This window comes from Flaviaestuariibacter terrae (assembly GCF_054777635.1).
Window position 1 is genome coordinate 558,457 of record NZ_BAAHAL010000008.1, and the last position, 24,256, is coordinate 582,712.

General features: G+C 59.4%; 20 protein-coding genes. 12 read left to right on the forward strand and 8 right to left on the reverse strand.

Going from position 1 to position 24,256, the window contains the following annotated elements:
• Positions 1 to 81: 81 nt before the first annotated feature.
• Entirely contained in the window at positions 82 to 774 is a 693-nt protein-coding gene (locus ACYU7Z_RS10490) for a DUF4290 domain-containing protein (protein ID WP_460570163.1), read from the reverse strand.
• Between the two features lie 589 nt (positions 775 to 1,363).
• Here ACYU7Z_RS10490 and ACYU7Z_RS10495 point away from each other — a divergent pair.
• Positions 1,364 to 2,512, forward strand: coding sequence for a glycosyltransferase family 4 protein (locus ACYU7Z_RS10495; RefSeq protein WP_460570165.1), 1,149 nt, complete (start codon positions 1,364 to 1,366; stop codon positions 2,510 to 2,512).
• A 364-nt stretch (positions 2,513 to 2,876) separates the two neighbouring features.
• On the opposite strand, the gene ACYU7Z_RS10500 is transcribed toward ACYU7Z_RS10495, so the two are convergent.
• On the reverse strand, positions 2,877 to 6,011 hold the full coding sequence (locus ACYU7Z_RS10500) for a WD40/YVTN/BNR-like repeat-containing protein (protein ID WP_460570167.1): 3,135 nt from the start codon (positions 6,009 to 6,011) through the stop codon (positions 2,877 to 2,879).
• 331 nt (positions 6,012 to 6,342) lie between these two features.
• On the opposite strand from ACYU7Z_RS10500, the gene msrB reads away from it, so the two are divergent.
• The 6 genes from msrB to ACYU7Z_RS10530 all read left to right on the forward strand — a co-directional run bounded on the left by msrB (position 6,343) and on the right by ACYU7Z_RS10530 (position 12,387).
• Complete coding sequence (msrB, locus tag ACYU7Z_RS10505; RefSeq protein ID WP_460570169.1) at positions 6,343 to 6,891, forward strand: peptide-methionine (R)-S-oxide reductase; 549 nt, start codon at positions 6,343 to 6,345, stop codon at positions 6,889 to 6,891.
• Between the two features lie 368 nt (positions 6,892 to 7,259).
• Positions 7,260 to 7,859, forward strand: a complete 600-nt coding sequence (locus ACYU7Z_RS10510) for an adenylate kinase family protein (protein WP_460570171.1) — start codon at positions 7,260 to 7,262, stop codon at positions 7,857 to 7,859.
• 111 nt (positions 7,860 to 7,970) lie between these two features.
• Positions 7,971 to 8,441 (forward strand): hypothetical protein, encoded by a 471-nt coding sequence (locus ACYU7Z_RS10515; RefSeq protein ID WP_460570173.1) that lies wholly within the window; start codon positions 7,971 to 7,973, stop codon positions 8,439 to 8,441.
• 133 nt (positions 8,442 to 8,574) lie between these two features.
• Entirely contained in the window at positions 8,575 to 10,623 is a 2,049-nt protein-coding gene (gene paaZ / locus ACYU7Z_RS10520; protein ID WP_460570175.1) for a phenylacetic acid degradation bifunctional protein PaaZ, read from the forward strand.
• Between the two features lie 162 nt (positions 10,624 to 10,785).
• Positions 10,786 to 11,559 (forward strand): enoyl-CoA hydratase/isomerase family protein, encoded by a 774-nt coding sequence (locus ACYU7Z_RS10525; protein WP_460570177.1) that lies wholly within the window; start codon positions 10,786 to 10,788, stop codon positions 11,557 to 11,559.
• 150 nt (positions 11,560 to 11,709) lie between these two features.
• Positions 11,710 to 12,387 carry a DNA-3-methyladenine glycosylase family protein gene (locus ACYU7Z_RS10530; protein ID WP_460570179.1) on the forward strand — a complete coding sequence of 226 codons (678 nt, stop codon included), beginning with the start codon at positions 11,710 to 11,712 and terminating at the stop codon, positions 12,385 to 12,387.
• Positions 12,388 to 12,652: 265 nt separating this feature from the next.
• Here the strand turns inward: ACYU7Z_RS10530 and fabG are convergent, their stop codons facing one another.
• Positions 12,653 to 13,408 carry a beta-ketoacyl-ACP reductase gene (fabG, locus tag ACYU7Z_RS10535; RefSeq protein WP_460570181.1) on the reverse strand — a complete coding sequence of 252 codons (756 nt, stop codon included), beginning with the start codon at positions 13,406 to 13,408 and terminating at the stop codon, positions 12,653 to 12,655.
• A 77-nt stretch (positions 13,409 to 13,485) separates the two neighbouring features.
• Between fabG and ACYU7Z_RS10540 the strand changes: the two genes are divergently transcribed.
• From ACYU7Z_RS10540 to ACYU7Z_RS10550, 3 genes are read left to right on the forward strand one after another with little or no spacing between them, the layout of a single operon-like run.
• Positions 13,486 to 14,889, forward strand: coding sequence for a lipopolysaccharide biosynthesis protein (locus ACYU7Z_RS10540; protein ID WP_460570183.1), 1,404 nt, complete (start codon positions 13,486 to 13,488; stop codon positions 14,887 to 14,889).
• Positions 14,890 to 14,901: 12 nt separating this feature from the next.
• Positions 14,902 to 15,738: a GumC domain-containing protein gene (locus tag ACYU7Z_RS10545; protein ID WP_460570185.1), complete on the forward strand. Its 837-nt coding sequence runs from the start codon at positions 14,902 to 14,904 to the stop codon at positions 15,736 to 15,738.
• A 1-nt stretch (position 15,739) separates the two neighbouring features.
• Positions 15,740 to 17,185, forward strand: coding sequence for an O-antigen ligase family protein (locus ACYU7Z_RS10550; protein WP_460570186.1), 1,446 nt, complete (start codon positions 15,740 to 15,742; stop codon positions 17,183 to 17,185).
• Between the two features lie 51 nt (positions 17,186 to 17,236).
• Here the strand turns inward: ACYU7Z_RS10550 and ACYU7Z_RS10555 are convergent, their stop codons facing one another.
• Both ACYU7Z_RS10555 and ACYU7Z_RS10560 read right to left on the reverse strand, forming a co-directional pair.
• Positions 17,237 to 18,322, reverse strand: a complete 1,086-nt coding sequence (locus tag ACYU7Z_RS10555) for an ABC transporter permease (RefSeq protein WP_460570188.1) — start codon at positions 18,320 to 18,322, stop codon at positions 17,237 to 17,239.
• Positions 18,323 to 18,339: 17 nt separating this feature from the next.
• A complete protein-coding gene (locus tag ACYU7Z_RS10560) occupies positions 18,340 to 19,458 on the reverse strand; it encodes a glycosyltransferase (protein WP_460570190.1) in 1,119 nt (372 codons plus the stop codon).
• A 72-nt stretch (positions 19,459 to 19,530) separates the two neighbouring features.
• Here ACYU7Z_RS10560 and ACYU7Z_RS10565 point away from each other — a divergent pair, with 72 nt between their 5' ends.
• Positions 19,531 to 19,980 carry a MarR family winged helix-turn-helix transcriptional regulator gene (locus tag ACYU7Z_RS10565; protein WP_460570192.1) on the forward strand — a complete coding sequence of 150 codons (450 nt, stop codon included), beginning with the start codon at positions 19,531 to 19,533 and terminating at the stop codon, positions 19,978 to 19,980.
• 110 nt (positions 19,981 to 20,090) lie between these two features.
• Positions 20,091 to 21,869: an acyl-CoA dehydrogenase family protein gene (locus ACYU7Z_RS10570; RefSeq protein WP_460570194.1), complete on the forward strand. Its 1,779-nt coding sequence runs from the start codon at positions 20,091 to 20,093 to the stop codon at positions 21,867 to 21,869.
• Between the two features lie 224 nt (positions 21,870 to 22,093).
• On the opposite strand, the gene murI is transcribed toward ACYU7Z_RS10570, so the two are convergent.
• The 3 genes from murI to ACYU7Z_RS10585 form a co-directional block, all read right to left on the reverse strand.
• Complete coding sequence (murI, locus tag ACYU7Z_RS10575) at positions 22,094 to 22,918, reverse strand: glutamate racemase (RefSeq protein ID WP_460570196.1); 825 nt, start codon at positions 22,916 to 22,918, stop codon at positions 22,094 to 22,096.
• Between the two features lie 125 nt (positions 22,919 to 23,043).
• Positions 23,044 to 23,640: an OmpH/Skp family outer membrane protein gene (locus ACYU7Z_RS10580; protein WP_460570198.1), complete on the reverse strand. Its 597-nt coding sequence runs from the start codon at positions 23,638 to 23,640 to the stop codon at positions 23,044 to 23,046.
• Between the two features lie 79 nt (positions 23,641 to 23,719).
• Positions 23,720 to 24,235, reverse strand: a complete 516-nt coding sequence (locus ACYU7Z_RS10585) for an OmpH/Skp family outer membrane protein (RefSeq protein WP_460570200.1) — start codon at positions 24,233 to 24,235, stop codon at positions 23,720 to 23,722.
• Between the last annotated feature and the right edge of the window lie 21 nt (positions 24,236 to 24,256).

Here is a 24,256-nt window from a genome sequence, read left to right on the forward strand (position 1 = left end):
AAAAAAAGGACGGATGCCTTAGGCATCCGTCCTTCATTATTGGCGTCAGCGCTCACCGTTCACGCGCTCACTTGCTCCCCATCAGTAGCGCTTCTTTCCGTACTTGTTGTTGTTATTGTTCCGCTTGGCGCTGCCCTGGCCGGGTTGCGACTGCTGGCCACCGCCGCCACCGCGCTTGTAGCGGTTCTGGCGACCATAGCGGCCCTGCGGTTGGTTCTCGCGGTCCTGCGAGGGACGGTAAGCTTTCACATAACCCGAGTTGTTGAACTCGAGCTGGCCCTTGGTGATGTTGGCAAGCTCCTGCTGGATGGCATCGTCGTGCACCGCGTCTTTGTGCCAGGTGTTGTAGGCAAGCTTCATGTAATAAGCGGCCGCGTTGGCAAAGCCCTGGCGCTTGTTCGGGTCTTCTTCCTGCAGCGCTTTGTCGATGAACAGCTCGAAGTTCTTTCCGAGGTGCGAGTAGCGCGGGTTGCGGCGCGGGTAGGGCAGCGGGTCGGGCTTCGCCATCAGCTCCTCGCGCGTCGGGATCGGGTAGGGCGAATCCACATCGAGCTTGAAGTCGGTGATGAGGAAGAGGTGATCCCACAGCTTGTGGCGATAGTCTTCGATCGTCTTGAGGTGCGGGTTGAGAAAACCCATCAGCTCGATGATATAGTTGGCCTGCCGCTGGCGCTGGGCGCGGTCTTCGATGGTCAGAAGATGCTGGGCCATTTTCTGGATGTGACGGCCGTATTCACGGATGATCAGGCCAGGTCTGCCGGTATTATATTCCATGTCGATAAATGAAAAAGGTGTAGTAAAAATTGTAGTCTGTAGTTCGAAGTTTGTCGCCGGAGCCGGCAACGTCGCTAAAGGAGGGGAACTACCGCGGTAAAGCAAATGTAATGACAATCTGCTAATATACTGGTCTGCTAATCTGCTCGTAAGGAAAATGAGAAGGCGAGAGAAAGTTCAGGAGGTTTAGCGGTAGGCCCGGTTGTCATCCCGGGCTTGTCGAGGGACCACTCTACGTTCCACTAAGCCAGAGCTTCAATGCAGGGGCAAAAAGAAAGGGGCCCCGAACCAAGGCCCCTTTTACAAGCCACCATCCTCTTCCACCTAAGAGGCTCTTTATAACAAGGTTTGTAAGATTAAGGGTGAAGCCGTAAAAAACTTCGTACAAAAACTGAAACAAGTACCGGGCCAGTTTTAACGTTCGCTTCAAACAAGGTTTCTGGCACGGTAAACTCAACAATAAGTGGGGAATTCCTGGGACAACTCATCAAAACATTGTGGCGAATTTCCACAAGTACGGCTGTGCATAACGTGTTGACAGCTAGCTTATAATGTAGTACGGACACATTCCGGTTATCTTTGCGGGCTCATGAACATTGCCGTCAATACCCGCCTGCTGCTGAGCGACCACCTCGAAGGGATCGGCTTTTTTGAGCAGGAAGTATTGCGCCGGCTGGCGGTGGCCCATCCGGAGCACCGCTTTTTCTTTCTTTTCGACCGGCCCTTTGACCCCCGTTTTGTGTTTGCCCCCAACGTAACGCCCATCGTGGTCGGGCCCGCAGCCCGCCACCCCCTGCTCTGGCGTCTCTGGTTTGATGTGAAGGTGCCGCTTGTGCTGCGCCGTATCCGCGCCGATGTTTTTTTCTCGCCCGAAGCCTATGCCTCTCTTACCACCAAGGTGCCGCAGTGCCTCGTGGTGCACGACCTCGGCTTTTTGCACGAGCCCGAAGCCTACAAGCGTGCCCATATCGGTTTCCTTCGCCGGCAGGTGCCCCGCTATGTGCGCCGCGCCCGGACGGTCTGCACCGTATCGGAATTCTCGAAGCGCGACCTGCAGGAAAAATACCGGGTGCCGGCCGATAAGCTCAGCGTGGTATACAATGCCGCCCGGGCGGGCTTTGCGCCCCTCGATTGGGAAGCACGCAGTGCCGTGAAAGAAAAATTCACCGGCGGCACCGAGTACTTCCTCTATGCCGGCGCCCTGCAGCCCCGCAAAAACCTGATCAACCTGCTCAAGGGCTTTTCCATTTTCAAGAAGCGTCAGAAAAGCAACTGGAAGCTCGTGCTCGCCGGCCGCCTCGCCTGGAAGAACGATGAGTTTCTCAACCTCCTGCAAACCTATAAGTACCGCGATGACGTTGTGCTCACCGGCTACGTCGACGACGATTCGCTGCAGCAACTGATGGCGTCGGCTTATGCGCTGGTGTATCCGTCGCTGTTTGAGGGCTTTGGTGTTCCGGTGCTCGAGGCGATGCAAAGCGGCATTCCCGTACTGACCTCCGAAGGCACTGCCATGGCCGAAGTATGTGGCCCGGAAGGCGCGCTTTATTTCGATCCGAAAGACCCGGCTTCCATCGCCGGTGAGCTGATGCATATCTACAAAGACGAAGACGGACGCCGCCTGTTGATCGAAAAAGGACTCGAGCGGGCCAAAGAATTCAGCTGGGACAAAACGGCCCAAAGAGTCTGGGAATCGATCCTTAAAGCTGCGGGAGAAAAGGGCTCGGAAGGTTCTTAAGGTTCTGCGGGTTCTTAAGGTTGGGGAGGACCGATAACCGCAGCTTCCAAAACCCGCCAAAACCTTCCAAAACCATTCAAAACCCTCCCAACTTACTCCCGGGCCGGGGTGTGTAGTTTGTAGTTTGTGGTTTGTATTTGCGGGCGAAGCCCGTCATTGCGAGCGCAGCGAAGCAAACTCGTCGATTTCAGTAACCTCTCCAAATAGCTAAGCAGGTACCGTCATTGAGGCTAAACCGGTGTCCCTCCTCGACACGTGTGCGTAACGCACAAGTTTGCTTCGCTTCGCTCGCAAGAATACCAAAGGCGTCACTCACACGACGCCTTTGGCAACTTCAAACTACAAACCCCAAACTCCAAACTGTCTATTTAATCGGCTCGTAGTCCTTGAACAAATTCACGCTCGTGGCTTCGTATTGCTTCCGGTAATCTTTCCAGAGCGTGCTGTAGAAGCGGTTCACGCGGGCCACGGCGCCATCGATGAGGGTGGCGGCGTTGGCTACGAGCGCGCGCTCCTGCGCGCCGGGTGCGAGGCTCTTGCTCATGATGTAGTTCTGCGCGAGCTGAATGCCACTCAGTACCGTGATGTCGTCTTCGCGGCTGAGACCCTGCTTCTCGGCCTTCTTGCCGCCGATGAATTCACGGAGTACTTTGATGCTGTCCTGCATCCGCGTGGTAGCCTTCCGCAGCGAGTCGTACGTAGCGCCTTCCAGGCCCTTGAGGCCGGCGCTGATCTTGCTGAGCGTCTCCTCGCTCTCGCTGAGTCGGTCCATCGCTTCGGTAAGGCGATCCGTAGTTCTACGGAGCTCCTCCAGCAGGGCGCGCTGGGCGGTCGTGACCGAAGCGGGCTTGTTGAGCCGCGGATCGTCTCGCAGCGTGACCATCGTGGAATCCGAATCGCTTCCCATCTTCATGACAACCTTATAGGTGCCGGGCATGGCCTGCAGGCCGGGCACTTCGGGAGCGCCGGCGCGTGGCTTTGCTGTGCCGGGCGCGCGGTAGCCTTTTTCTTCCATACCCCACCAGCGGCGGTTAAAGCCGGTATCGGCCTTCCAGCGCAGCGTACGGACAAGCTCGTTGCGCTCGTTGTAGATGCGGACGTCCAGCGAGTCGGTCTTTTTCTTTGCTGTATCCGTACCCATATTCACCCAATACGACAACTGGGCGCCGCGCGGGCGGTTGGGTGCATCGAAGAGGCCATAGGTGCTCCACTCGTAGCCGGGCGCCGCGCGGTACTGCGCCTGCAGCGCATCGGGCGCCGGGTACACGGTCAGGCGCTTTGCGGGGATGCTGCCACTGGCGGCAGCGAGGCGGCGCAGCGGGCGGATATCATCGAGCACCCAGAGGGCGCGGCCGAAGGTGGCGATGACAAGGTCGGCCTCGCGCTCCTGGATCGCCAGGTCGTAGGTCGACACGCTCGGGTAGCCATTCTTCCATTGCTCGAAGGAGGCGCCGCCGTCGAGGGAAACCCAGAGGCCGCCCTCGGTGCCGACAAACAGCAGGTTGGGCTCCACGGGGTCCTGGATGACGCAAAGGGCATAGCCGCTTACTTTCTTCTCGTCAACGATGCGCGTCCAGGTGGCGCCGTAATCGCTGCTGCGGAAAATATAGGGTTTGAAATCGCCGCGGCGGTAGTCGTTGCACACAACGAACACTTCCCCGGCTTTGTAGCGCGAGGCGCGGATCTGCGGCACCCAGGCGCCCACGGGCATCCCGGGGATCCTGCCGCGGAAGTTCGTCCAGGTCTTGCCGCCGTCGCGCGTTAGCTGCACGTTGCCGTCGTCGGTGCCGGCCCAGATGAGGCCGCGCTCGAGGCGCGAAGGCTCGATGGCGAGGATCGTATTGTAGTTCTCCGCACCGGTTACGTCGAGGGTAAGGCCGCCATTCTCATCCTGCTTTTGCTGCGCGGCATTGTTGGTCGTGGGGTCGGGGGAGATCGTTTGCCAGGAAGCACCCTTGTCGCCGCTTTTGTGTACGAACTGCGAGCCGAAATAGATCGTATTCCTGTCGAAGGGATCCTGCGCCATGGCGGCATTCCAGTTGAAGCGGAACTTCACTTTCGGGTCGGTGGAGGGCGGGCGTACAAACCAGCGCTCGCCGGTCTTCCAGTTCATGCGGTTGACGTAGCCCTGCTGGCTCATGCTGTATACCCACGATGCATCATCGGGGTCGGGCATTACGTCGAAGCCATCGCCGGAGCCCACATTGTCCCAGTAATAGTTGCGGATGCCGCCGTTGGTCCAGGTGTACGCGGGACCATGCCAGGAGCCATTGTCCTGCAGGCCGCCCATGACGTTATATGGAGTTTCATTATCGACGTTGATGTGGTAGAACTGGCCGAGCGCAAGGCCTTCGGGGAAGTTCCAGCTGCGGCCGCGGTCGCGTGTGATGCCCATGCCGCCGTCGTTACCGTCGAGGATGAAGTCGGGGTTTGTGGGCGAGATCCACCAGGCGTGGTGGTCGGGGTGAATGCCGAAGTAAGGCAGCAGCGTGCGGAATGATTTGCCGCCGTCTTCACTTACTTCCACCACATCGTGCACCGAATAAATACGGTTCTCGTTTTTCGTATCCACGCGGATGTCCTGGAAATAGAAAGGACGGTTCGTTACGATCTTGGGCTCCGCGGTTATCAGCTCCCAGGTAAAGCCGCCGTCGTCGCTTTTATAGAGACCGTTCTTTTCCGATTCCACCAGCGCGTAAACGCGTGCGGGCATGCTGGCCGCGAAGGCGAGTCCGCAGCGGCCGAGGTCGCCGCCCGGGATGCCTTCGGCCTTACCCAGCTTTTTCCAGTTCCGACCGCCGTCGACGGTGATATAGAGGCCCGAGCCCGGGCCGCCGCTCTTGAAGCTCCAGGGGGTGCGGCGGTGCTGCCACATGTTGACGATGATCTTGTTGGGATTCGATGGGTCCATCACCATCTCGCCAACTCCCGAGGTATCGTTGGTATGGAGGATGAGCTTCCAGGTTTCGCCGCCGTCGGTGGTCTTGTACACGCCGCGCTCGGGGTGCTCGGCGTAGGGGTTGCCGATAACGCCGGCGTACACCACATCGGGGTTCGTGGGGTCGATGAGGATGCGGTGGATGTTGCGGGTTTTCTCAAGCCCCATGCGCTTCCAGGTGCGGCCGCCGTCGAGGGTTTTATAGATGCCTTCGCCGAGGCTGATGGAGTTGCGCGGGTTGCCCTCGCCGGTGCCCACCCAAACCACGTTGGGATTGGATTGCTGGATGGCGATGGAACCGATGTTGAGCGTGGGCTGCTCGTCGAAGAGCGGCGTCCAGGAGCCGCCGCCGTTGCTGGTTCGCCACACGCCGCCCGAGGCCGCGCCGATGTACCACACATCCTGGTTGCTGTTGACGACGTCGATGCAGGTAACGCGGCCGCTCATGCTCGAGGGACCGATGTTGCGGGGCTTCCAGTTCTTGAATTGCGCCAGCGGGGCTTTCTGCGCCAGGGCAGCACAGCACAGGAGCAGGGCGGTGAGCGTTGATAGGATTCTCATGGCAGATGCGGGTATGGTTTGGAGTTGAGAAGTTTGTAGTTTGTAGTTTGTGGTTTGTGGTTTGTCGCTTCGGCTGCGCTCAGCGTGACAAGGAGTTATTGCGTCCCGGCGAAGCGTCGGATTCTTGCGAAGCCGTAAGATATAACGGGGAAACGATAAAGAGGACACGGAGGGATGAGCGGGCCTGCCCGCCGGAGCGAAGCGCAGGTGGGTTCAGGGTCCCCGGGGAGTAAGCCCGTCGTTGCGCCGGGTGACCGTCGGGGGCCGCCTTTCACAATTGTTTGTCAATCCAACGGAACGCTCCCGTCGTACCTTTAAGGAAGCAACTCCCATGAAACGAATACTCGTACTCGTGCTGCTGGCCACCGGCCTGCAGCAATGCAGCTACTCCCAAACGAAGCAACAACCCATGAGCGCCGAACAGAAAAAGCACCCGCTCTATTCGCACAGCGATACATCGCGCGTGGCGGTCAGCAACGACGAGTGGAAAAAGATCCTGCCGGCCGATGTCTATGCAGTGGCCCGCGAGAAGGGCACGGAGCGCCCGTGGAGCTCGCCGCTGGAAAGCATCAAGGAGAAAGGCACGTACTACTGCGCGGTGTGCGGCAACGCACTGTTCCGCAGCGATACGAAGTTCGAGAGCGGCTGCGGCTGGCCTTCGTTCTATGAGCCGGTGAGCAAGACCAGCATCATTTATACACCCGACCATACCTATGGCATGGAGCGCACCGAGGTGCAGTGCGGCCGTTGCAAGAGCCACCTCGGCCACGTGTTCGACGACGGTCCGCCACCCACGGGGCTTCGCTACTGCATCAACGGTGTGGTGCTCGATTTCCAGAAGGCGCAGGCCGCCGAAGCGAAGTACAACAGTAAACAATAGGAATCCAGATAAGGAGTAACAGCCCCCGGTTCGCCCGGGGGCTTCTCATTGGAGGTAGGGAAGACGGAAGCGGGAGGCCGGAAGGAAGGCAGAAAAGGGTTTAGATAGGTTAAGGAAAGGGTTCAGGAAGGGAGGTTTGGTACCTGGATGAAACCGGCATCAGGAAGAGCTGCTGGAAAATTAATTCGGCCGCTCTTTTGAGGGGTATGCCGGGAAATCGCTATTTTGAACAGGAAACCCGCCATTGCGGAACTTAAGGAACGATATTGCTTGCTCCCGGGCAGCCCCATGGGTGCCGCCGGCCGGGAGAACATTGCGTTTTGGGCTATATTTGCGCCTTAAGGGACAGTAAGTATTCTATAAAACACATGGTTAACATCATTCTTTTTGGACCTCCGGGTAGTGGAAAAGGTACGCAGTCGGAGAAGATCGTTGCGAAATTCGGATTGGTCCATCTTTCTACCGGGAACCTCCTTCGCCAGGAAATTGCCGATAAAACGCCGCTTGGCCTGGAAGCCAAGAACTTCATGGACAAGGGACAACTTGTACCGGACGAGGTCGTCATCGGCATGATCGATACCTGCCTCGAGAAGAACAACGAAGCCAAAGGCTTCCTTTTCGACGGCTTTCCGCGCACCGTGGCCCAGGCCGAGGCGCTCGACAAGCTTCTTTCCCTCCGCAAAACGGCGATCAGCAAGGTGCTGGCCCTCGATGTAACCGAGCAGGAGCTCGTCAACCGCCTCCTCGAGCGCGGCAAGACCTCCGGCCGCAGCGACGACAACGACGAAACCGTCATCCGCCGCCGCTTCCAGGTGTACCGCGAGGAGACCGAGCCCGTTGCCGCCCACTATGCGCGCGCCCACAAGCTCGAGCACATCAAAGGCGAAGGATCGGTAGATGCCATCTTCGAAGCGCTCTCCGAGAAGATCGCGCCTTTTTTTTTAGCGGCCGCGAAGGTTGAGGGATAAACCAGACACAAACAGACCGTCATTGCGAACGCAGTGAAGCAATCGCCTTCGGGATGAAACCGGTTGCTTCGTCGCTCCGCTTCCTCGCAATGACGCTATAAGAATCACCCCATGGACTCGGCGAAACTTCAATTCCTCCAGGACCAGTTCGTGCCGCTGCTGCGGCAGATCCCTTCGGATACGCTCCCGCATTGGGGCCGGATGACCCTGCAGCAGATGACCGAGCACTTTGCCGACTATGTGCGGATCGCCTCGGGTAAGACGGTCGTGCGCGACCTCGTAACGCCGGCGGAGCGCCTGCCCAAGATGCAGGAGTTTCTCCAGAGCGATGCGCCCTTCCGGGAGAACACGCCCAACCCGCTGCTGCCCGAAGTGCCCGCGCCCGTGCGGCACAAAACCATCGGCGAAGCCTTCGACGAGCTCCAGGAGGAGATCGACGAGCTCGTACGCCGCTTCCAGGCCAACCCCCACCTCGTGACACTCAACCCCTTTTTCGGCGAGCTCAATTTCCAGATGAACGTACAACTGCTGTACAAGCATGCGCTGCATCACCTGCGGCAGTTCGGAGTCACCGTAAACTAGCACGCTGATCGCGCGGATAACGCAGATAAGTAATTCCTGATAAACGCCATCGCCCTGCGATGGCGTTCTTTTATCCGCGCTATCAGCGTTATCTGCGTGCGGCTTAACTTGCAGCTCTCATCTCTTCCGCTATATGAAAAAACTTGAGAACTATATCTCCGGCCGCTGGATCCAGGGCGACGGCGACGGGCAGGAACTATATGATGCCGTCACGGGCGAAGGCATTTACCGCGCTTCCACCAAGGGCCTCGACTTTGCCTCCATCCTCGATTACGGCCGCACGGTAGGCAACCCCGCCCTCCGCAAGCTTACGTTCCATGAGCGGGGCCGGATGCTCCGCGCCCTCGCGCAATACCTGCTGGCGCGCAAGGACGAATTCTACGCGATCTCCTACCATAGTGGCGCCACGAAGGCCGACTCCTGGATCGACATTGAGGGCGGCATCGGTAACCTCTTTGCGAACGCCTCGCTGCGCCGCAAGTTTCCCGACCTGCCCTACTGCACCGACGGCGAAGCGATCGGCCTTTCGAAGGGCGGCAGCTTCATGGGTCACCACCTGCTGGTGCCCAAGGAAGGCGTGGCCGTGCACATCAATGCCTACAACTTCCCCGTGTGGGGCATGCTCGAAAAGTGCGCCGTCAACTGGCTTGCCGGTGTACCCGCAGTGGTAAAGCCCGCTTCCATCACCTCTTACCTTACCGAAGCCGTTGCCCGCGCCATCATCGAATCCGGCATCCTTCCCGACGGCGCGCTGCAACTGCTTTGCGGCTCGGCCGGCGACCTGCTGGACCATGTAACGGCGCAGGACGTAGTGACCTTCACCGGCTCCAAGAGCACGGGCCTTATGCTCAAAGGCGGCAAGCGCATTCTTGAGGAAAGCGTTTCCTTCAACATGGAAGCCGACTCGCTCAACTGCATCGTGCTCGGCACCGACGTGCAGCCCGGGTCGCCCGAGTGGGACCTTTTCATCAAGGAAGTGCGCAAAGAGATCACCGTGAAGGCGGGCCAGAAGTGCACCGCCATCCGCCGCATCTTCGCCCCCGAGAACGTAGTGGAGGATGTTTACATCGCCCTCGGCAAAGCGCTTGCACAAACGCCCATCGGGTCGCCGTACAACGACAAGGTGCGCATGGGTGCGCTAGCTTCATCTGGGCAGCGCGACGAGGTACGTACGAATGTGCAGAAGCTGCTGGCCACCGCGCATCTCGTATACGGCTCGATGGACTCCGTAGAAGTACTGGACGCCGACGCCCGCAAAGGCGCGTTCCTGTCGCCGATGCTGCTGCTCGAAAGCGATCCGTTCCGCAACGAGGCGGTACATGATATCGAGTGCTTCGGTCCCGTGAGCACTGTAATGCCTTACAAAGACCTTGATGAAGCCATTCGCCTCGCCAAGCGCGGCAAAGGCTCGCTGTGCTGCTCGATTGTAACGGCCGATAACGGGCTGGCCACCGAGTTCGTGATCGGCGCAGCGTCGCACCACGGCCGCATCCTCGTGCTCAACCAGGAGTGCGCCAGGGAAAGCACGGGCCATGGCTCGCCGTTGCCCCTGCTGGTGCATGGTGGACCCGGACGCGCCGGCGGCGGCGAGGAGATGGGCGGCGTACGCGGTGTGAAGCACTACCTGCAGCGCACGGCCATCCAGGGATCGCCCACGACCATCACGGCCATCACGCAGGTATACCAGCCCAATGCCCGCGGTATCGATCCCGGCAAGCATCCCTTCCGCAAATACTACGAGGAGCTGCAGGTGGGCGACCAGATCCTCACCGAGAAACGCCTTATCACGCCGGAGGACATCGACGCCTTCGCCGACCTCAGCGGCGATCACTTTTACGCGCACCTCCGCGACACCGATTTCAGCGGTACCATGTTCGAGCGTCAGGTGGCGCACGGCTACTTCATCATGAGCGCTTCCGCCGGGCTTTTCGTCGACGGCTCCGACCTCGGGCCCGTACTGCTCAATTACGGCATCGACGAGTTGCGCTTCACGAAGCCGGTATACGCGGGCGCCGAGCTGCAGGTGCGTTTTACCTGTAAGGAAAAAGTGCCGCAGGACCAGAAGGAGCCTACCGACATCCCGAAGGGCATCGTGAAGTGGCTCGTGGAAATGCTCGACGAGACCGGCGAGCACGTGGGGATTGCGACCATTCTTACGATGGTGAAGCGCCGTATCGGGTAATTCAAAAATCGAAATTCGAAAGCTTGCGCTGAACAGCGTGATTCCATGGCGAGCTCAAATTCAAGCCGTGTACTCTTTTTGACTTTTGACTTTTGCATTTTGACTTTTCGAATTCGGGGAACGGTCCGAAATTGGATTAACTTCAAAAAAAGAACTCAGACCATGAGCAAGGATATTATCAACGGGTATGTAGACGTAGAATCGCACAAGGGTATTACGACGATCGAATTCTTTCACCCGCAGAGCAACTCGCTGCCGCGCCGCATTCTCGATGGCATTGCCCACGAGATCCATGGAGCGGGCACCGATAAGGACACGCGCGTCATCGTACTGCGCTCCGGTGGCGACCGAACCTTCTGCGCCGGCGCTTCCTTCGACGAGCTGACACGCATCGAGGACGAGAAGGCGGGCTTTACATTCTTCAGCGGCTTTGCCGACGTCATCAACGCCATCCGCAAGTGCCCGAAGCTGGTCATCGGCCGTATCCAGGGCAAGTGCGTCGGTGGTGGGGTAGGCCTTGCCGCGGCTGTTGATTATGCCATTGCCACGGAAGCCGCCGACATCAAGCTGTCGGAGCTCGCCGTCGGTATCGGCCCCTTTGTAGTGGGCCCCGCCGTGGAGCGCAAGATCGGCTCGTCGGCCTTCAGCCAGCTCGCTATTGATGCCTCGATGTGGCGCAATGCCGAGTGGGCAAAGCGGAAAGGCCTTTTCGCCGAGGTGCACAACAGCGCCGAGGGGATGGACGAATCGATCAACCGCCTTGCTACGCAGCTGGCGCACAGCTCGCCCGACGCGATGCGCGAGCTTAAGACGATCTTCTGGAAAGGCACCGAAAACTGGGACGAGCTTCTTTGCAGCCGCGCCGAGATCAGCGGCCGCCTCGTGCTGAGCTCGTTCACGCGCGAAGCCATCGCCAAGTTCAAGGCAAAAGCATAGTAACAAGTGGACGTTATTGAGAGGAGGGCGGCGTGAGGCGCCGGCCGACGAAGCAATCGGATGCTTGTTTGGTGGATGCTTGCGCGCTGGCCGTGCCGGCTGGCCCTTATCGATCATCTGATTGCTTCGCTCCACTTCGTTGCGCGCGCAATGACGGAGCAGGCAACCTCCAGAACCATAAGAACCTCCAGAACCATCACAACGTTCAACGCCGATAATTTCCACTCCCTCTGCGACCTGGTAGCGGGCCGCGACAGCGGCTTGCAACGCGTACTGACCGAGCACGGCTACCCGCCGCTGTGGACGCGCCCGGCGCGCTTCGCCACGCTGGTGCTTACGATCCTGGAGCAGCAGGTATCGCTGCAGTCGGCCTACGCGGCCTACCAGAAGCTCACGGATGCCATCGGGCTGCCCACGCCTGCGAAGATCCTCGCGATGAGCGACGAGCAGCTGCGTGCCTGCTACTTCACGCGGCAGAAGACCGGCTATGTGCGCGGGCTCGCCGAAGCGCTGCAAAGCCGGAAGCTTTCCCTGCGCGGACTGGAAGAACTTCCCGACGAAGAAGTCCGCGCCCGCCTCACCGCGCTTAAAGGCATCGGCGACTGGACCGCCGACATCTACCTGCTGCATTCGCTGCAGCGCACCGACCTGTTCCCCACCGGCGACATTGCCCTTATGAACGGCATCAAAATGATCAATGGCTGGGACGCGATCACAAAAGAAAAAGCGATCGCCTGGGCGGAGCCGCTGCGCCCCTACCGCTCGATCGCTACGATGATCGTATGGCACCATTATATCAAGGTGCGGAAGATTCGTATACTGCACTAGCCCCCTGTCCCCCGAAGGGGGCACTTAGATCGGGGCTGATTTTTTTATCCCGATCAGTCATTAAGAAAGACGAATCAATTCTCAACGCTCAATGTTCAATATTCAGGTGCCGCCGGGCACTGCTTCACTCACTCAATCCTTGCGCATTGAGCATTTTTAAAATAGAAAGCCCCGCCGATGCGGGGCTATTATAGGAAACAACTTTAGGAATTTTTCAGAACCACGGATTTTTCAACCTCAGTGCCCCCTTGGGGGGACAGGGGGCTTACATAAGTAGTCCACCATCCACGTTCAGCACCTGGCCCGTTACATAGGCGCTCAGGTCGGAGGCGAGGAAAAGCGTGACGTTGGCGATGTCGTCGGCCGAGCCGAAGCGGCCCAGCGGGATGCCGGCTTTGTATTTGTCGGCCTGCTCGCCTTCCTTGAGGTACGACGTCATATCGGTCTCCACGAAGCCCGGGGCGATGACGTTGCAGCGAACATTGCGCGAGCCGAGCTCTTTGGCCACCGACTTCGAAAAGCCGATGATACCGGCCTTGGAAGCCGCGTAGGAGCTTTGCCCGGCGTTGCCCATCACGCCGATCACCGAGCCCATGTTGATGATCGAGCCGCTCTTGGCTTTCATCATCGGGCGGATAACGCCCTTGGTCATATTGAACACGCTCTTGAGGTTGGTGGTCATTACGTCGTCCCACTGCTCGGCGGTCATGCGCAGCAGCAGGTTGTCTTTGGAGATGCCGGCGTTATTGACGCAGATGTCGACGGTGCCGAACTCCTTCACGACGCTGTTTACAAAGGCCTCGCTCTCGGCAAAGTCGCCGGCATTGGAGCGGTAGGCCTTCGCATTGACGCCGAGGGCTTTCAGCTCGTCTTCAAGGGCTTTGGCCTTGTCGGCGCTGCCTTCGGATACATAGGTAAAGGCCACGTGCGCGCCCTGCTCGGCAAATTTGCGGGCGATACCGGCGCCGATACCGCGCGCTGCGCCGGTAACGATGGCCACTTTGTTGGAGAGGAGTTTCATGGGGCAATGATACGAAAACCCGCCTGATAGGGGCGGCAGCGATCCCCGATGCGCCCTTTCCGTTACATTTACGCCCGATGGCCCCCAAGTCCTTCCTGAGAAGCCTTTCCTGGCTGGTTGTGCTCAACGTGCTGGTGAAGCCGCTGTGGGTGTTCGGCATCGACCGGAAGGTGCAGGTAAGCGTTGGCCACGAGCGCTACGGCTCCTACTTCGCCATCCTTAACCTCGCGATCATTCTTTCCATCATCGCCGATGCCGGCCTCACCAACATGCTCAACCGGCAACTCGCCCTGCGCGAGCGCATTTCGGCACGGCGCCTGATCGGCATCAAATGCGGGCTCTCGGCTGCCTACCTTGCCGTGCTGTGCCTCGTTGCTGCAGGCAGCGGCCTCCGCGACTGGCCGCTGATCCTGCTCACCGGCGCCTTGCAGATTGCCTCTTCTTTTCTTGTGCTGTTTCGCAACATGGTTACGGGTTACCAGCAGTTCCGCGCCGATGCCTGGCTGTCGGTGACCGACAAGACCCTGACGATACTGGTATGCGGCGGCTTGCTCTACCTGCCGGTTCGGTCGGAGCTAACGCTCGAAGCCTTCCTGTGGATCCAGCTTGCTGCGACAGTGCTGGCCGTAGCGCTTGCGGCAGTCATTGCCGCGCGGCACCACGAGGCGCCGGCCGAGCCCACCTCGTACAACATCCTGTTTCGCCAGAGCGCTCCCTTTGTGCTGCTGATCCTCCTCATGAGCGTTCATACTCGGCTCGATGCCTTCCTGCTCGAACGCATCCACCCGCAAGGGCCGCTGCAGGCCGGCATTTACGCGGCTGCCTATCGCCTCCTCGATGCCGGTAATACCGTGGGTTACATGACGGCCGCTTTCCTCGTGCCCTTTGCGGCCCGGCACTTGAAAGAGCCTGCGCTTGTTGACGCCACTACGCTGCGGCTGCGCCACGGCCTGCTGGCGGCGGCCTTCGGGTTCGTAGCCGTATGCGCCGCCTTCGCGCCGCAGCTGATGCGCCTGTTGTATCATACAACCGATGCCTACTCGATCCGCGTGCTCGTGGCCTGCGTCGCCGTGCTGCCCGCGTACTATGGCATTCACATCTACGGATCGCTGCTCACATCGGCCGGCCGCTTTGCCTGGTTCAATGCAACGGTGCTGGGAAGCGTGCTGCTCAACACGGCGCTCAACCTGTACCTGATACCGCGCTATGGAGCCCTGGGATGCTGCTGGGCGGCACTCGCCAGCCAGTATGCCTGCGCTGTCGCCTGCTTCGCCGGGGCCCGCGGCGCCTTTGCCCTGCGCCTGCACCTCCCGTCGCTGATGGCCTGCGCACTGCTCGGCACGGTCACCTACACCGCCGGCCGCTGGCTGTCGGGTTCATCATTGGGCCCGCTGCTCTGGACCCTCAACGCCGCCATTGCCGCCACTTTGATTATGTTTGTGCTCTTTAATTCGGTCCGATCCAAACGTTCCTCAATCTGACAAACGCCTTTCATGCCTGATTTTCTGACCCTCTTCCGGCGCTGGTGGAAACTCATCGCCGGCCTGGTGCTGCTGGTGGCCATCGTTTCGGCCGGGATACTGCTCACGCTCGAACGCCAGTACATGGGAATGGTGGTGGCGCTCCCCGGCACCTCCATCAACTTCGACAAATCGAAGATCTTCAGCGAAAACATCCAGGGTCTTTACCCGTCGCTCGGCGGCCCCGACGATATCGACCGAATCCTCGGCACCGCGGCGCTCGACACGCTCTTCTTTCAACTGATCCGCGAGAACGATCTAGTGAACCACTACCGGCTTTCCAAAAGCAAGCTGCCGCTGTACCAGGCGATGAAGGAGCTCCGCGAGAATGTGGACGTTTCCAAGGACGAATACAACCAGCTGCGCATCCGCGTGTTTGACCGCGACAAATACCTCGCGGCGCGCATGGCCAACTCGCTGTTCGATAAGTTCCAGAAGATGCACCAGCGCCTCCAGAGCGCGTCCAACGAGCGCATCCTGGCCAACCTGCAACAGCATTACGATGCCTTGCAGGCCGAATACCTCAAGGGTTCCGATTCGCTGCAACGCACCGGCGACGCGCGCCGCCAGCTGCTGCAGGTGCGCAACGACGCCATCATCAAAGAGCTTGGCGAGTACCAGCGCCTCATCAACGAGTATACGCTCGTGGTCAATACCAAGCCGAGCGTACTGCTGCTGGTAGAAGCTGCGCGCCCCGGATTCAAGCCCGAGCGCCCGAAGCTGCTGCCGCTCTTCGCCATGGCTACGTTCGTGGCACTCGTGTTCGCGATCGTGCTGGTGCTGTTCCTGGAAAGCCGCAAAAAAGCCTGACATGAACCCCGTGGCACGCACCCGGCTGTTTATCGGATTCGGTATCTTCTTCGTGCTGGTCGCGGCCCTTTCGATGTACCTCACGCAGCCGAAGCTGCTGGCGCTGCCTTTCCTCGTACTTTTCTTCCTGTGGGTGTGCCACGATCCCTTCGTGCTGTTCTGGACACTGATCGCGTTCCTTCCCTGGTCGATCGAGTTCAACGTCACCGAAAGTCTCGGCACCGACCTGCCCACGGAGCCGCTGATGCTGCTGACCTCTTTTGCTACGCTTTGCTTTCTCGTATATCATCGTAAGAGGCGACCGCTGCAGGGCATGGCGCGATCGCTGCTCCTGCTGTTCCTGCTGCTGCAGGCATCCTGGTGGATCGTGTCGGCGTACTTCTCCACCGACTTCGTGCTGTCGCTGAAATACTGCCTCGCGAAAGGATGGTACTTCGGCGCCTTTATCGTCACGCCGTTCGTGCTGTTTCGCAACCCCGCTAACCTCGTGCGCACGGCGCAACTGTTCACGGCTTCCATGCTCCTGCTGGTGGCGCATACGCTCGTGCTCCACGCAGGCTCCGGCTTTTCGTTTACCAGCATCAACAGCGCGCTGTATCCGTACTTCCGCAACCACGTCAACTATTCGTCGGTACTCGCCTGCACGATACCGCTGCTCGTAGCCGGGCATCATTTCGCAAAAACGGAGGCCCGCAAGCGGCTGATGAAGGTCTTCATCGCGGTCGCGCTGCTGGCGATCGTGCTGAGCTACGCCCGCGGCGCCTGGGTAGCGCTCTTTGCCGGCGGTATTGTATTTCTACTGCTGCGGCGGCGCCTGCTGATGCCGGCCTTCTTTGCGGTACTGATCGGCGCGTCTCTCTCCGTGTACTGGATCATCGACAGCCAGCGCTACATGCGCTTCGCCGGCAATTTCAACACGACCGTTTTTCATACCGACTTCCGCGAGCACCTGGAAGCCACCTACCAGTTCAAGGACCTGTCGAACGCGGAACGCTTCTACCGCTGGATCGCCGGTGCGCGGATGGTGAAGCAGCATTGGGCTACGGGCTGGGGACCGAACACCTACGTGCGCAACTACAAGCATTTTACCGTGCCGGCCTTCCGCACCTGGGTGAGCGACAACCCCGAGAAGAGCACGGTGCACAACTATTATCTCTTTACAGCCATCGAGCAGGGATTCGTGGGCCTGTTCCTGCTCCTGCTCGTTACGGGCTATGCCTTTTACCTGGCGCAGCGGATCTATTTACGCTCCACCGATCCGCTCTGGCGCTGCGTGGCCGCCGTGTCGGCGGTGATCCTCGCCATGGAATGCACGGTGAACCTGATCAACGACCTCGTGGAAACCGACAAGCTCGGAAGCCTCTTCTACCTCGCGCTGGCAGCCCTCATCGCGGCCGAAGTGCGGATGCGTGGCGAGCGAAATAAGGATTGCGTCAGCGAATCGTAACAAATGATAATGATCTGCGTATCCACCGCCGGTAGATCAGCGTTCCTTCTCTCATCCCCGCACATCCAGTGCATCGCGCAGGCCGTTACCTACCAGGTGAAAAGCCAGCACCAGCAGCATGATGGCGAATCCCGGGGCAAGCGCCAGCATCGGGTTGTTTGTAATAATGAAGTTGTAGTTCTCCTTGATCATGAGTCCCCAGCTGGGCATCGGTGGCTGCACGCCCACCCCGAGAAAGGAAAGACCGGCTTCGAGCACGATGGCCGATGCGAAGTTGGATGCGGCGATGACGAGGATCGGTGCCGTGATGTTGGGGAGGATATGGCGGAAGAGCGTCCGGAAATGCGAGAAGCCGAGCACCCGTGCGGCTTCCACGTAGGGCAGCTCGCGCGCGGCCAGCACCTGCCCGCGCACAAGCCGCGCCACGTTGACCCAGAGCGTCAGGCCAACGGCGATGAACACCTGCCAGAAGCCCTTGCCGAGTAGCAGCGTCATCGCAAACACAAGCAGCAGCGTCGGGATGCTCCAGAGCACGTTGATCAGCCACAGCACAAAGGCATCGGTGCGGCCACCGAAGTAGCCGGCGATGGCGCCCAGGAATACGCCGATACTGAGGGAAAGCAGCACCGTTACAAGACCTACGCAAAGACTCACGCGCGTGCCGATGATCAGCCGGCTCAGGATGTCGCGCCCGTACTTGTCGGTGCCCAGCAGGAAGCGCTGCGTCTGCACCGGGTTCTTGTCCGCAATGTCTTTCGTGGCGTAGGTGCGTCGCTCCGACAGGCCTTCATCCACGTACTTTTCTACATGCAGCGAATCACCCGCTAGTTGTTCGCCTACGATCGGCACATGCTCGAAGGGATCGGGCGCGCCCGAAATCAAACGGGCAAATGGTCCGGGCTGCGGCGGCGCCGGTGTTTTTCTGACGAGCACGAATTCCTGCCGGAATCCGGGCTTGGTGCCCCCGATCTCGAGGATGATGCGGTTGGCATTGGGCGAAGCATCGGGAGCGAGGTAATAGGCGAAGATGGCCACGAGCACCGCCAGCGCAATGAGGCATAGACCGGCCAACGCCGCCTTGTTGCGGCGAAAGCGGTGCCAGACGGCGCTGCGCGAGGTGACGGGCGCTTCGATCATAAAGGGAAGATAAGACTTCAGCGAACGCGGCGCCCCTTCCACTCGTAGCTGCCCAATTGGCTCAGCGCGCCCACCAGCACCGTGTACACGATGTGCAGCGGCTGCATCAAGGCAAACCAGCGGAGGAGACGCTGCTGGCCGAAGAAGCGCGCCACGGGAAGCAGGAACCGTATTTCTACAAATGTCTTGAGGAGCAGTCCGCCGCCCAGGAGCCAGAGCAGCGCCGGGTTCCAGAAGACCCATACCGCAAGCAGCAGGAAATGCAGGTTAAACCCATAGACTAAAAGCAGGGCCAAGAAGATCCGCTTGTCGTCGTAATGCGCCGACTTGGAGGCCCAGCGAACACGCTGCTTCCAGAAGGCCCGCCAGCCCGGCGCCGGCGCCGTGTCGACGATCGCGTCTGGTTCCTTACGGAAGCGCACGCCGTCCGGGTAGCGCTTGGTAATTTTGTGCATCAGCAGCAGGTCGTCGCCACTGGCAAGCCGGTCTACACCGGCAAAGCCACCCACGGCCTCGAAGGCTTCTTTGCGGTACGCGAGATTGGCGCCGTTGCACATGCTGTGAAAGCCGGTTGCCACGGAAGCCGCGGTGATGCCCTGCAGCGTCATAAAATCGATTGCCTGGAAGCGGTCGCAGAAACTGCGTACCGGGCTGTACCGGACCGGCGCGGCAATAAAGGCTGCGTCGCTGCTCCCTTCGAGCAATCGCGTCAGCCAATGCGGGCCGGGAATGCAATCGGCGTCGGTGGTTACGATCCAGGGGCCGCGGGCATGCGACACGCCGAACGCGATGGCGGCTTTTTTTCCTTGCCGGTCGGCGGGGAGCGGCAGCAGCCGCAGGTTGCCGCCCGCGGCCGCAGCTACGCGGGCCGTGCCGTCCTCCGAATGATCGTCGAGCAACAGCACCTCGAAGAGGGCCTGCGGGCAATCCTGCCCCCGCAGCGCCGCCAGCAGCGCGGGCAGGTGCTGCTCTTCGTTACGCGCCGCCACGAGCACCGACACAAAAGGCTGCGCGCCCGGGCCGCCGGGGGAACGGGGTGCCCCGCGTTGCCAGCCGCGGCGGTAAAACCCGATCAGCAGGATATAGCCAATCCACAAAACCACCCAAACCATCCAGAACAAGCCCCATGCAGCCATGAAAATATTTTTACCGAAGCGCTCAATTTATCGGAAAACGCGTTAAATTTACTTAGTTGCATAAACAACTGTATGCCAAACAACCAATTCCGCAAAGGCGAGCTGTATAGTTTCATCACGGGCAAGGCCTCGACGGCCATTGCGCGTCGCCTGCAGAAAAAGTTCAACCAGCACGAGCTCCCGCTCACCATCGAGCAGTGGAGCGTGTTGTATCACCTGTGGAAGGAAGACGGCATGAGCCAGCAGGAGTTGTGCAACGCCACGTTCCGCGACAAGCCCAGTATCACCCGCCTGATCGACAACCTGGAGAAGGCCGGCTTTGTAAAGCGAATCGGCGATGAGAACGACCGCCGCATCAACAAGGTGTACGTGACGAAGGCGGCCGGCAAATTGCAGGAGCAGACCATGCAGCTGGCAGAGGAAACGCTCAACGAGGCACTCCAGGGCGTGCCCGCCGACCAGATCGAGATGGCGAAAATGGTGCTGCAGAAAGTGTACGACAACCTTTCGCAGCAGGTGTAGAAACGGGTTTAGGGAGGTTTAGAAAGGTTTGGAGGTTCTGCAAGGTTTTGAATAGGCTGGTTTCACCCGTAACTACATACAACAAACTACAAACAACAAACTTCGACACCATGGAAGCGACACAAACCACCCTGAAAGGCGGCGAATGGCTGATCCGCGAGAGCGATCCCGCGGCCACCTTCGTTCCCGAGCACTTCAGCGAAGAGCAACTCATGATCCGCGACATGTGCAACCAATACCTCGACAGCGAGGTGTTTCCCATCCTCGACCGCATCGACAACATGGAGCCCGGCCTCATGAAATCGCTGGTGCAGAAGGCCGGTGAGCAGGGACTTCTTGCCACGTCGTTTCCCGAAGAATACGGCGGTCTCGGCAAAGATTTTATCACATCGACCATCGTCAACGAATACCTCGGCGCGGGACATTCCTTTTCGGTAGCCATCTCGGCGCACACGGGTATCGGCACCCTGCCGATCCTGTACTTCGGCACCGATGCGCAGAAGGCGAAGTACATACCGAAGCTGATCTCGGGCGAATGGACCGGCGCCTACGGCCTTACCGAGCCCAACAGCGGCTCCGACGCGCTCGGCGCGAAGACGACGGCCCGCCTCAGCGAAGACGGCAAATACTATATCCTGAACGGCCAGAAATGCTGGATCACCAACGGCGGCTTTGCCGACGTCTATACCGTGTTTGCAAAAGTGGACGGCGACAAGTTCACCGGCTTTATCGTGGAGCGCGGCTTCGAGGGCTTTACCCAGGGACCGGAAGAACACAAGATGGGAATCAAGGGATCGTCCACCGTGCAGTTGTATTTCCAGGACTGCAAGGTGCCCGTGGAAAACGTGCTCGGCGATATCGGCAAGGGTCACAAGATCGCGTTCAACATTCTCAACATCGGCCGCCTCAAGCTGTGCGCAGCAGCACTTGGCGGGGCGAAGCGCGCCATCACTACTTCGGTTGAATATGCCAACACGCGCGAGCAGTTCAAGACGGCCATCGCCAACTTCGGTGCCATCAAGTACAAGATCGCTGAAATGACGATCCGCACGTACGCCTGCGAAAGCGCCCTCTACCGCACCGCGGCCTGGATCGATGAAAAAGAAAAGGAAGCAGTCGCCGAAGGAAAGCCGTTCAACGACGCGCTGCTCGGCGCCGCGGAGGAATATGCCATCGAGTGCGCGCTGCTGAAAGTGCACGGTTCCGAAACGCTCGACTACTGCGTTGATGAAGGTGTTCAGATCCACGGAGGCAACGGCTTCTCGGCGGAGTACAACATCTCGCGCGCCTACCGCGATTCGCGCATCAACCGCATCTACGAAGGCACCAACGAGATCAACCGTCTCCTGTCGGTAGATATGACGCTGAAGCGCGCCATGCAGGGCCGCCTCGCGATGATGGGCCCGGCCATGAAGGTGGGCCAGGAGCTCCTCGCCATACCCGACTTCGGCGATGCCGACGAAACAGCCTTCGCCGCGGAGCGCAAGCTGGTGGAAGGCTTCAAGAAGGCCATCCTCCTCACCGCCGGCGCGGCTGCGCAAAAGCTGATGATGAAGCTGGAGCACGAGCAGGAGATCCTGATGAACATCGCCGATATGTCGATCGATACGTTCGTGGCAGAAAGCCTGCTGCTCCGCGTGATGCGCCTCGAGCAGGAAGGAAAGGCCACGCAGCTCCACCGCGACATCGCCGGCGTTTTCCTTTACGATGCCGCCGACCGCATCGCGAAAGCCGGTAAGGATGCCATCAATGCCTTCGCCGACGGCGATGAGCAGCGCATGATGCTGATGGGAATCCGCCGCTTTACAAAAGCCCAGTCGTACAACAGCAAGGAGGCCCGCCGCCGCGTCGCCGACGCCGTGATCGCGGAGCAGAAGTACTTTCTTTAATTTTTGGTTTTGGTTAAAAAGAGAAAAGGTCCTGCGTGAGCGGGGCCTTTTTCTTTTTCAAACGGTGGTCGCGTCGCGCGCGACTACAGTCATTGCGGGCGAAGGGAAGCAAACTCACCGACCTGAAGGCTGTTCCGAATCGGAAGTTTTACAACCAAAATCTTTTTACGTCAGAAACACCCCGCGTAACGCAGGAGTTTGCTTCGTTCCTCGCGAATGACCTGCTACCGCAGGTCGACGTGCTTCGACGAAACATCTTCGCCAAAAAAGAAGGTAGCCTTCCGGTTAAAGTCCTCAGTAGAATCGGTTGTATAAAATGCGCGGCTGCCGCTTTTTGTAAGGTTCGTTTCTATCTCCGGGTGCCGCTGCAGGTAGTCTTCGAGGCTTTCGGCCACGATATCGCCCTGTGCCAGCACACGTACGCCTTTGGGCAGGAGCTGCTGTATTTTCTCCAGCAGCAGCGGGTAATGCGTGCAGGCGAGGAGCAGTGTATCTACCTCGGGGTTTTGTTCCAGCACGTGCCGAACGTGTTGCTTTACGAAGTAGTCGGCGCCGGGGCCAGTGTGCTCGTTGTTCTCGATAAGCGGCACCCACATCGGGCAGGCCTCCGGAACCACAGTCAGGCCCGGGAAGAACTTTGCGATCTCGATCTCGTACGACTTCGATTGCACCGTACCGGTGGTTGCCAGCACGGCCACCGCGCCGCTCTCCGAGTACTTGCCCACCACTTCGGCGGTCGGGCGGATGACGCCGAGCACACGCGCCTTGGGGTCGAGCCGTGCCAGGTCGTTCTGCTGGATGCTGCGCAGCGCCTTTGCCGAAGCCGTGTTGCAGGCGAGGATGATCAGCGGGCAACCCTGGCCCAGCAGCCACTCGACGCACTGCAGCGTGTAGCGGTACACGGTATCGAAAGAGCGGTTACCATAGGGCGCGCGGGCATTGTCGCCGAGGTACAGGTAGTCGTACTGCGGCAGCCGGTCAACGAGGGCACGCAACACCGTAAGGCCACCGTAGCCGGAATCGAAAACGCCAATGGGAGCTGTGGGCATGGGACAAAGCTACGTGAATCGTCAATCGTCAATCGTGAATGGCTGGCGCAAAAAAAGAACGGATGCCGTTGGCATCCGTTCTGTAAGACCGTGCATCGCTTATTTACGATTCACGATTGACGTCCTTATTGCTTTCCACCCGTCTTCGGGCGGGCGCCGCCAGCGGGAGCACCTGCAGGAGCGCCTGTGGGGGCACCAACACCTGCGGGAAGCTTGATATTGAGCTTGCGCGATACGAGGATCAGCATGTCGTCGCCCTGGGGCGCTACGATCAGGTTTTCCTTGCTCAGCACATAAGCATAGTTGTTTTCTTTGGCCACTACATTGATGGCGGTGTACACCTTGCGCAGCACGGGCTCGAGGAGCGCGTTCTTCTTGTTCTCATAGGCCTGGCCGGCGATCTGCTGCCAGTTCTGGAGCGTGTTGGCGAGCTGGGCTACTTCTTCACGAACCTGTCCGCGAACAGAAGCGTTGGGGTAGTTCTTCAGGGAGTCGGCACCATTGACCATGCTGTCTTTGCGCTGGAACTCGCTGAGCATATAGCTGTAGCGCGGCGCGAGCGAATCGATCTGGTAACGCTGCAGCTGCGTGTCGAGGCGGGGCAGCTCGGGCATCAGGCTTACGACTTCATCCACGCTGATATAGCCGATCTTCTGGGCAGAGGCTTCGGTGGCGCCCAGGAGCGAGAAAAGGGCAATCAAAAGGAAAGAGATCTTCTTCATGTTTGTTGTTGTGTGATTTATAGTATGACTGGTGGCGGGAAGAAGGCGTTGCCCGGGCTCCCGGTTTTACATTAATTTTTTAGTTACGAACACCCAGCTCGCGGAGTACTTCGTCACTCTTTTCCAGCTTAGGGTCGGCAAAGATAACGGTTATTCCCTCGCTTTTGTCGAGGATGAAGTCGTAGCCGCGCTGAACGGCCACCTTCTGTACGGCGCTGTACACCTTGTCCTGGACGGGCTTGATCAGCTCCTGCCGCTTCTTGAACAGGTCGCCCTCGAAGCCGAAGCGCTGGCGCTGCAGCTCGCGCAGTGCCTTCTCCTTGGCGAAGATCTGGTCCTCGCGCTTTTTGCGAAGGTCTTCGCTGAGCATCACCTGCTCGGCCTCGAAGTCTTTGTACATCTTGTCCAGCTCGGCCTGCAGGCGGTCGATCTCCTTCTGCCATCCGGCAGCGATCTGGTCGAGGCTTTGCTGCGCGGCCTTATACTCCGGCATCTTGTCGAGAATGTACTTCGTATCGATCACGGCGTAACGCTGCGCCTGGACGGCCGCGGTGGCCAGCAGGCTGCAAAAGGCAAGCACAATGAGTTTCTTCATGATCGCGGTTTGTATTTGGGT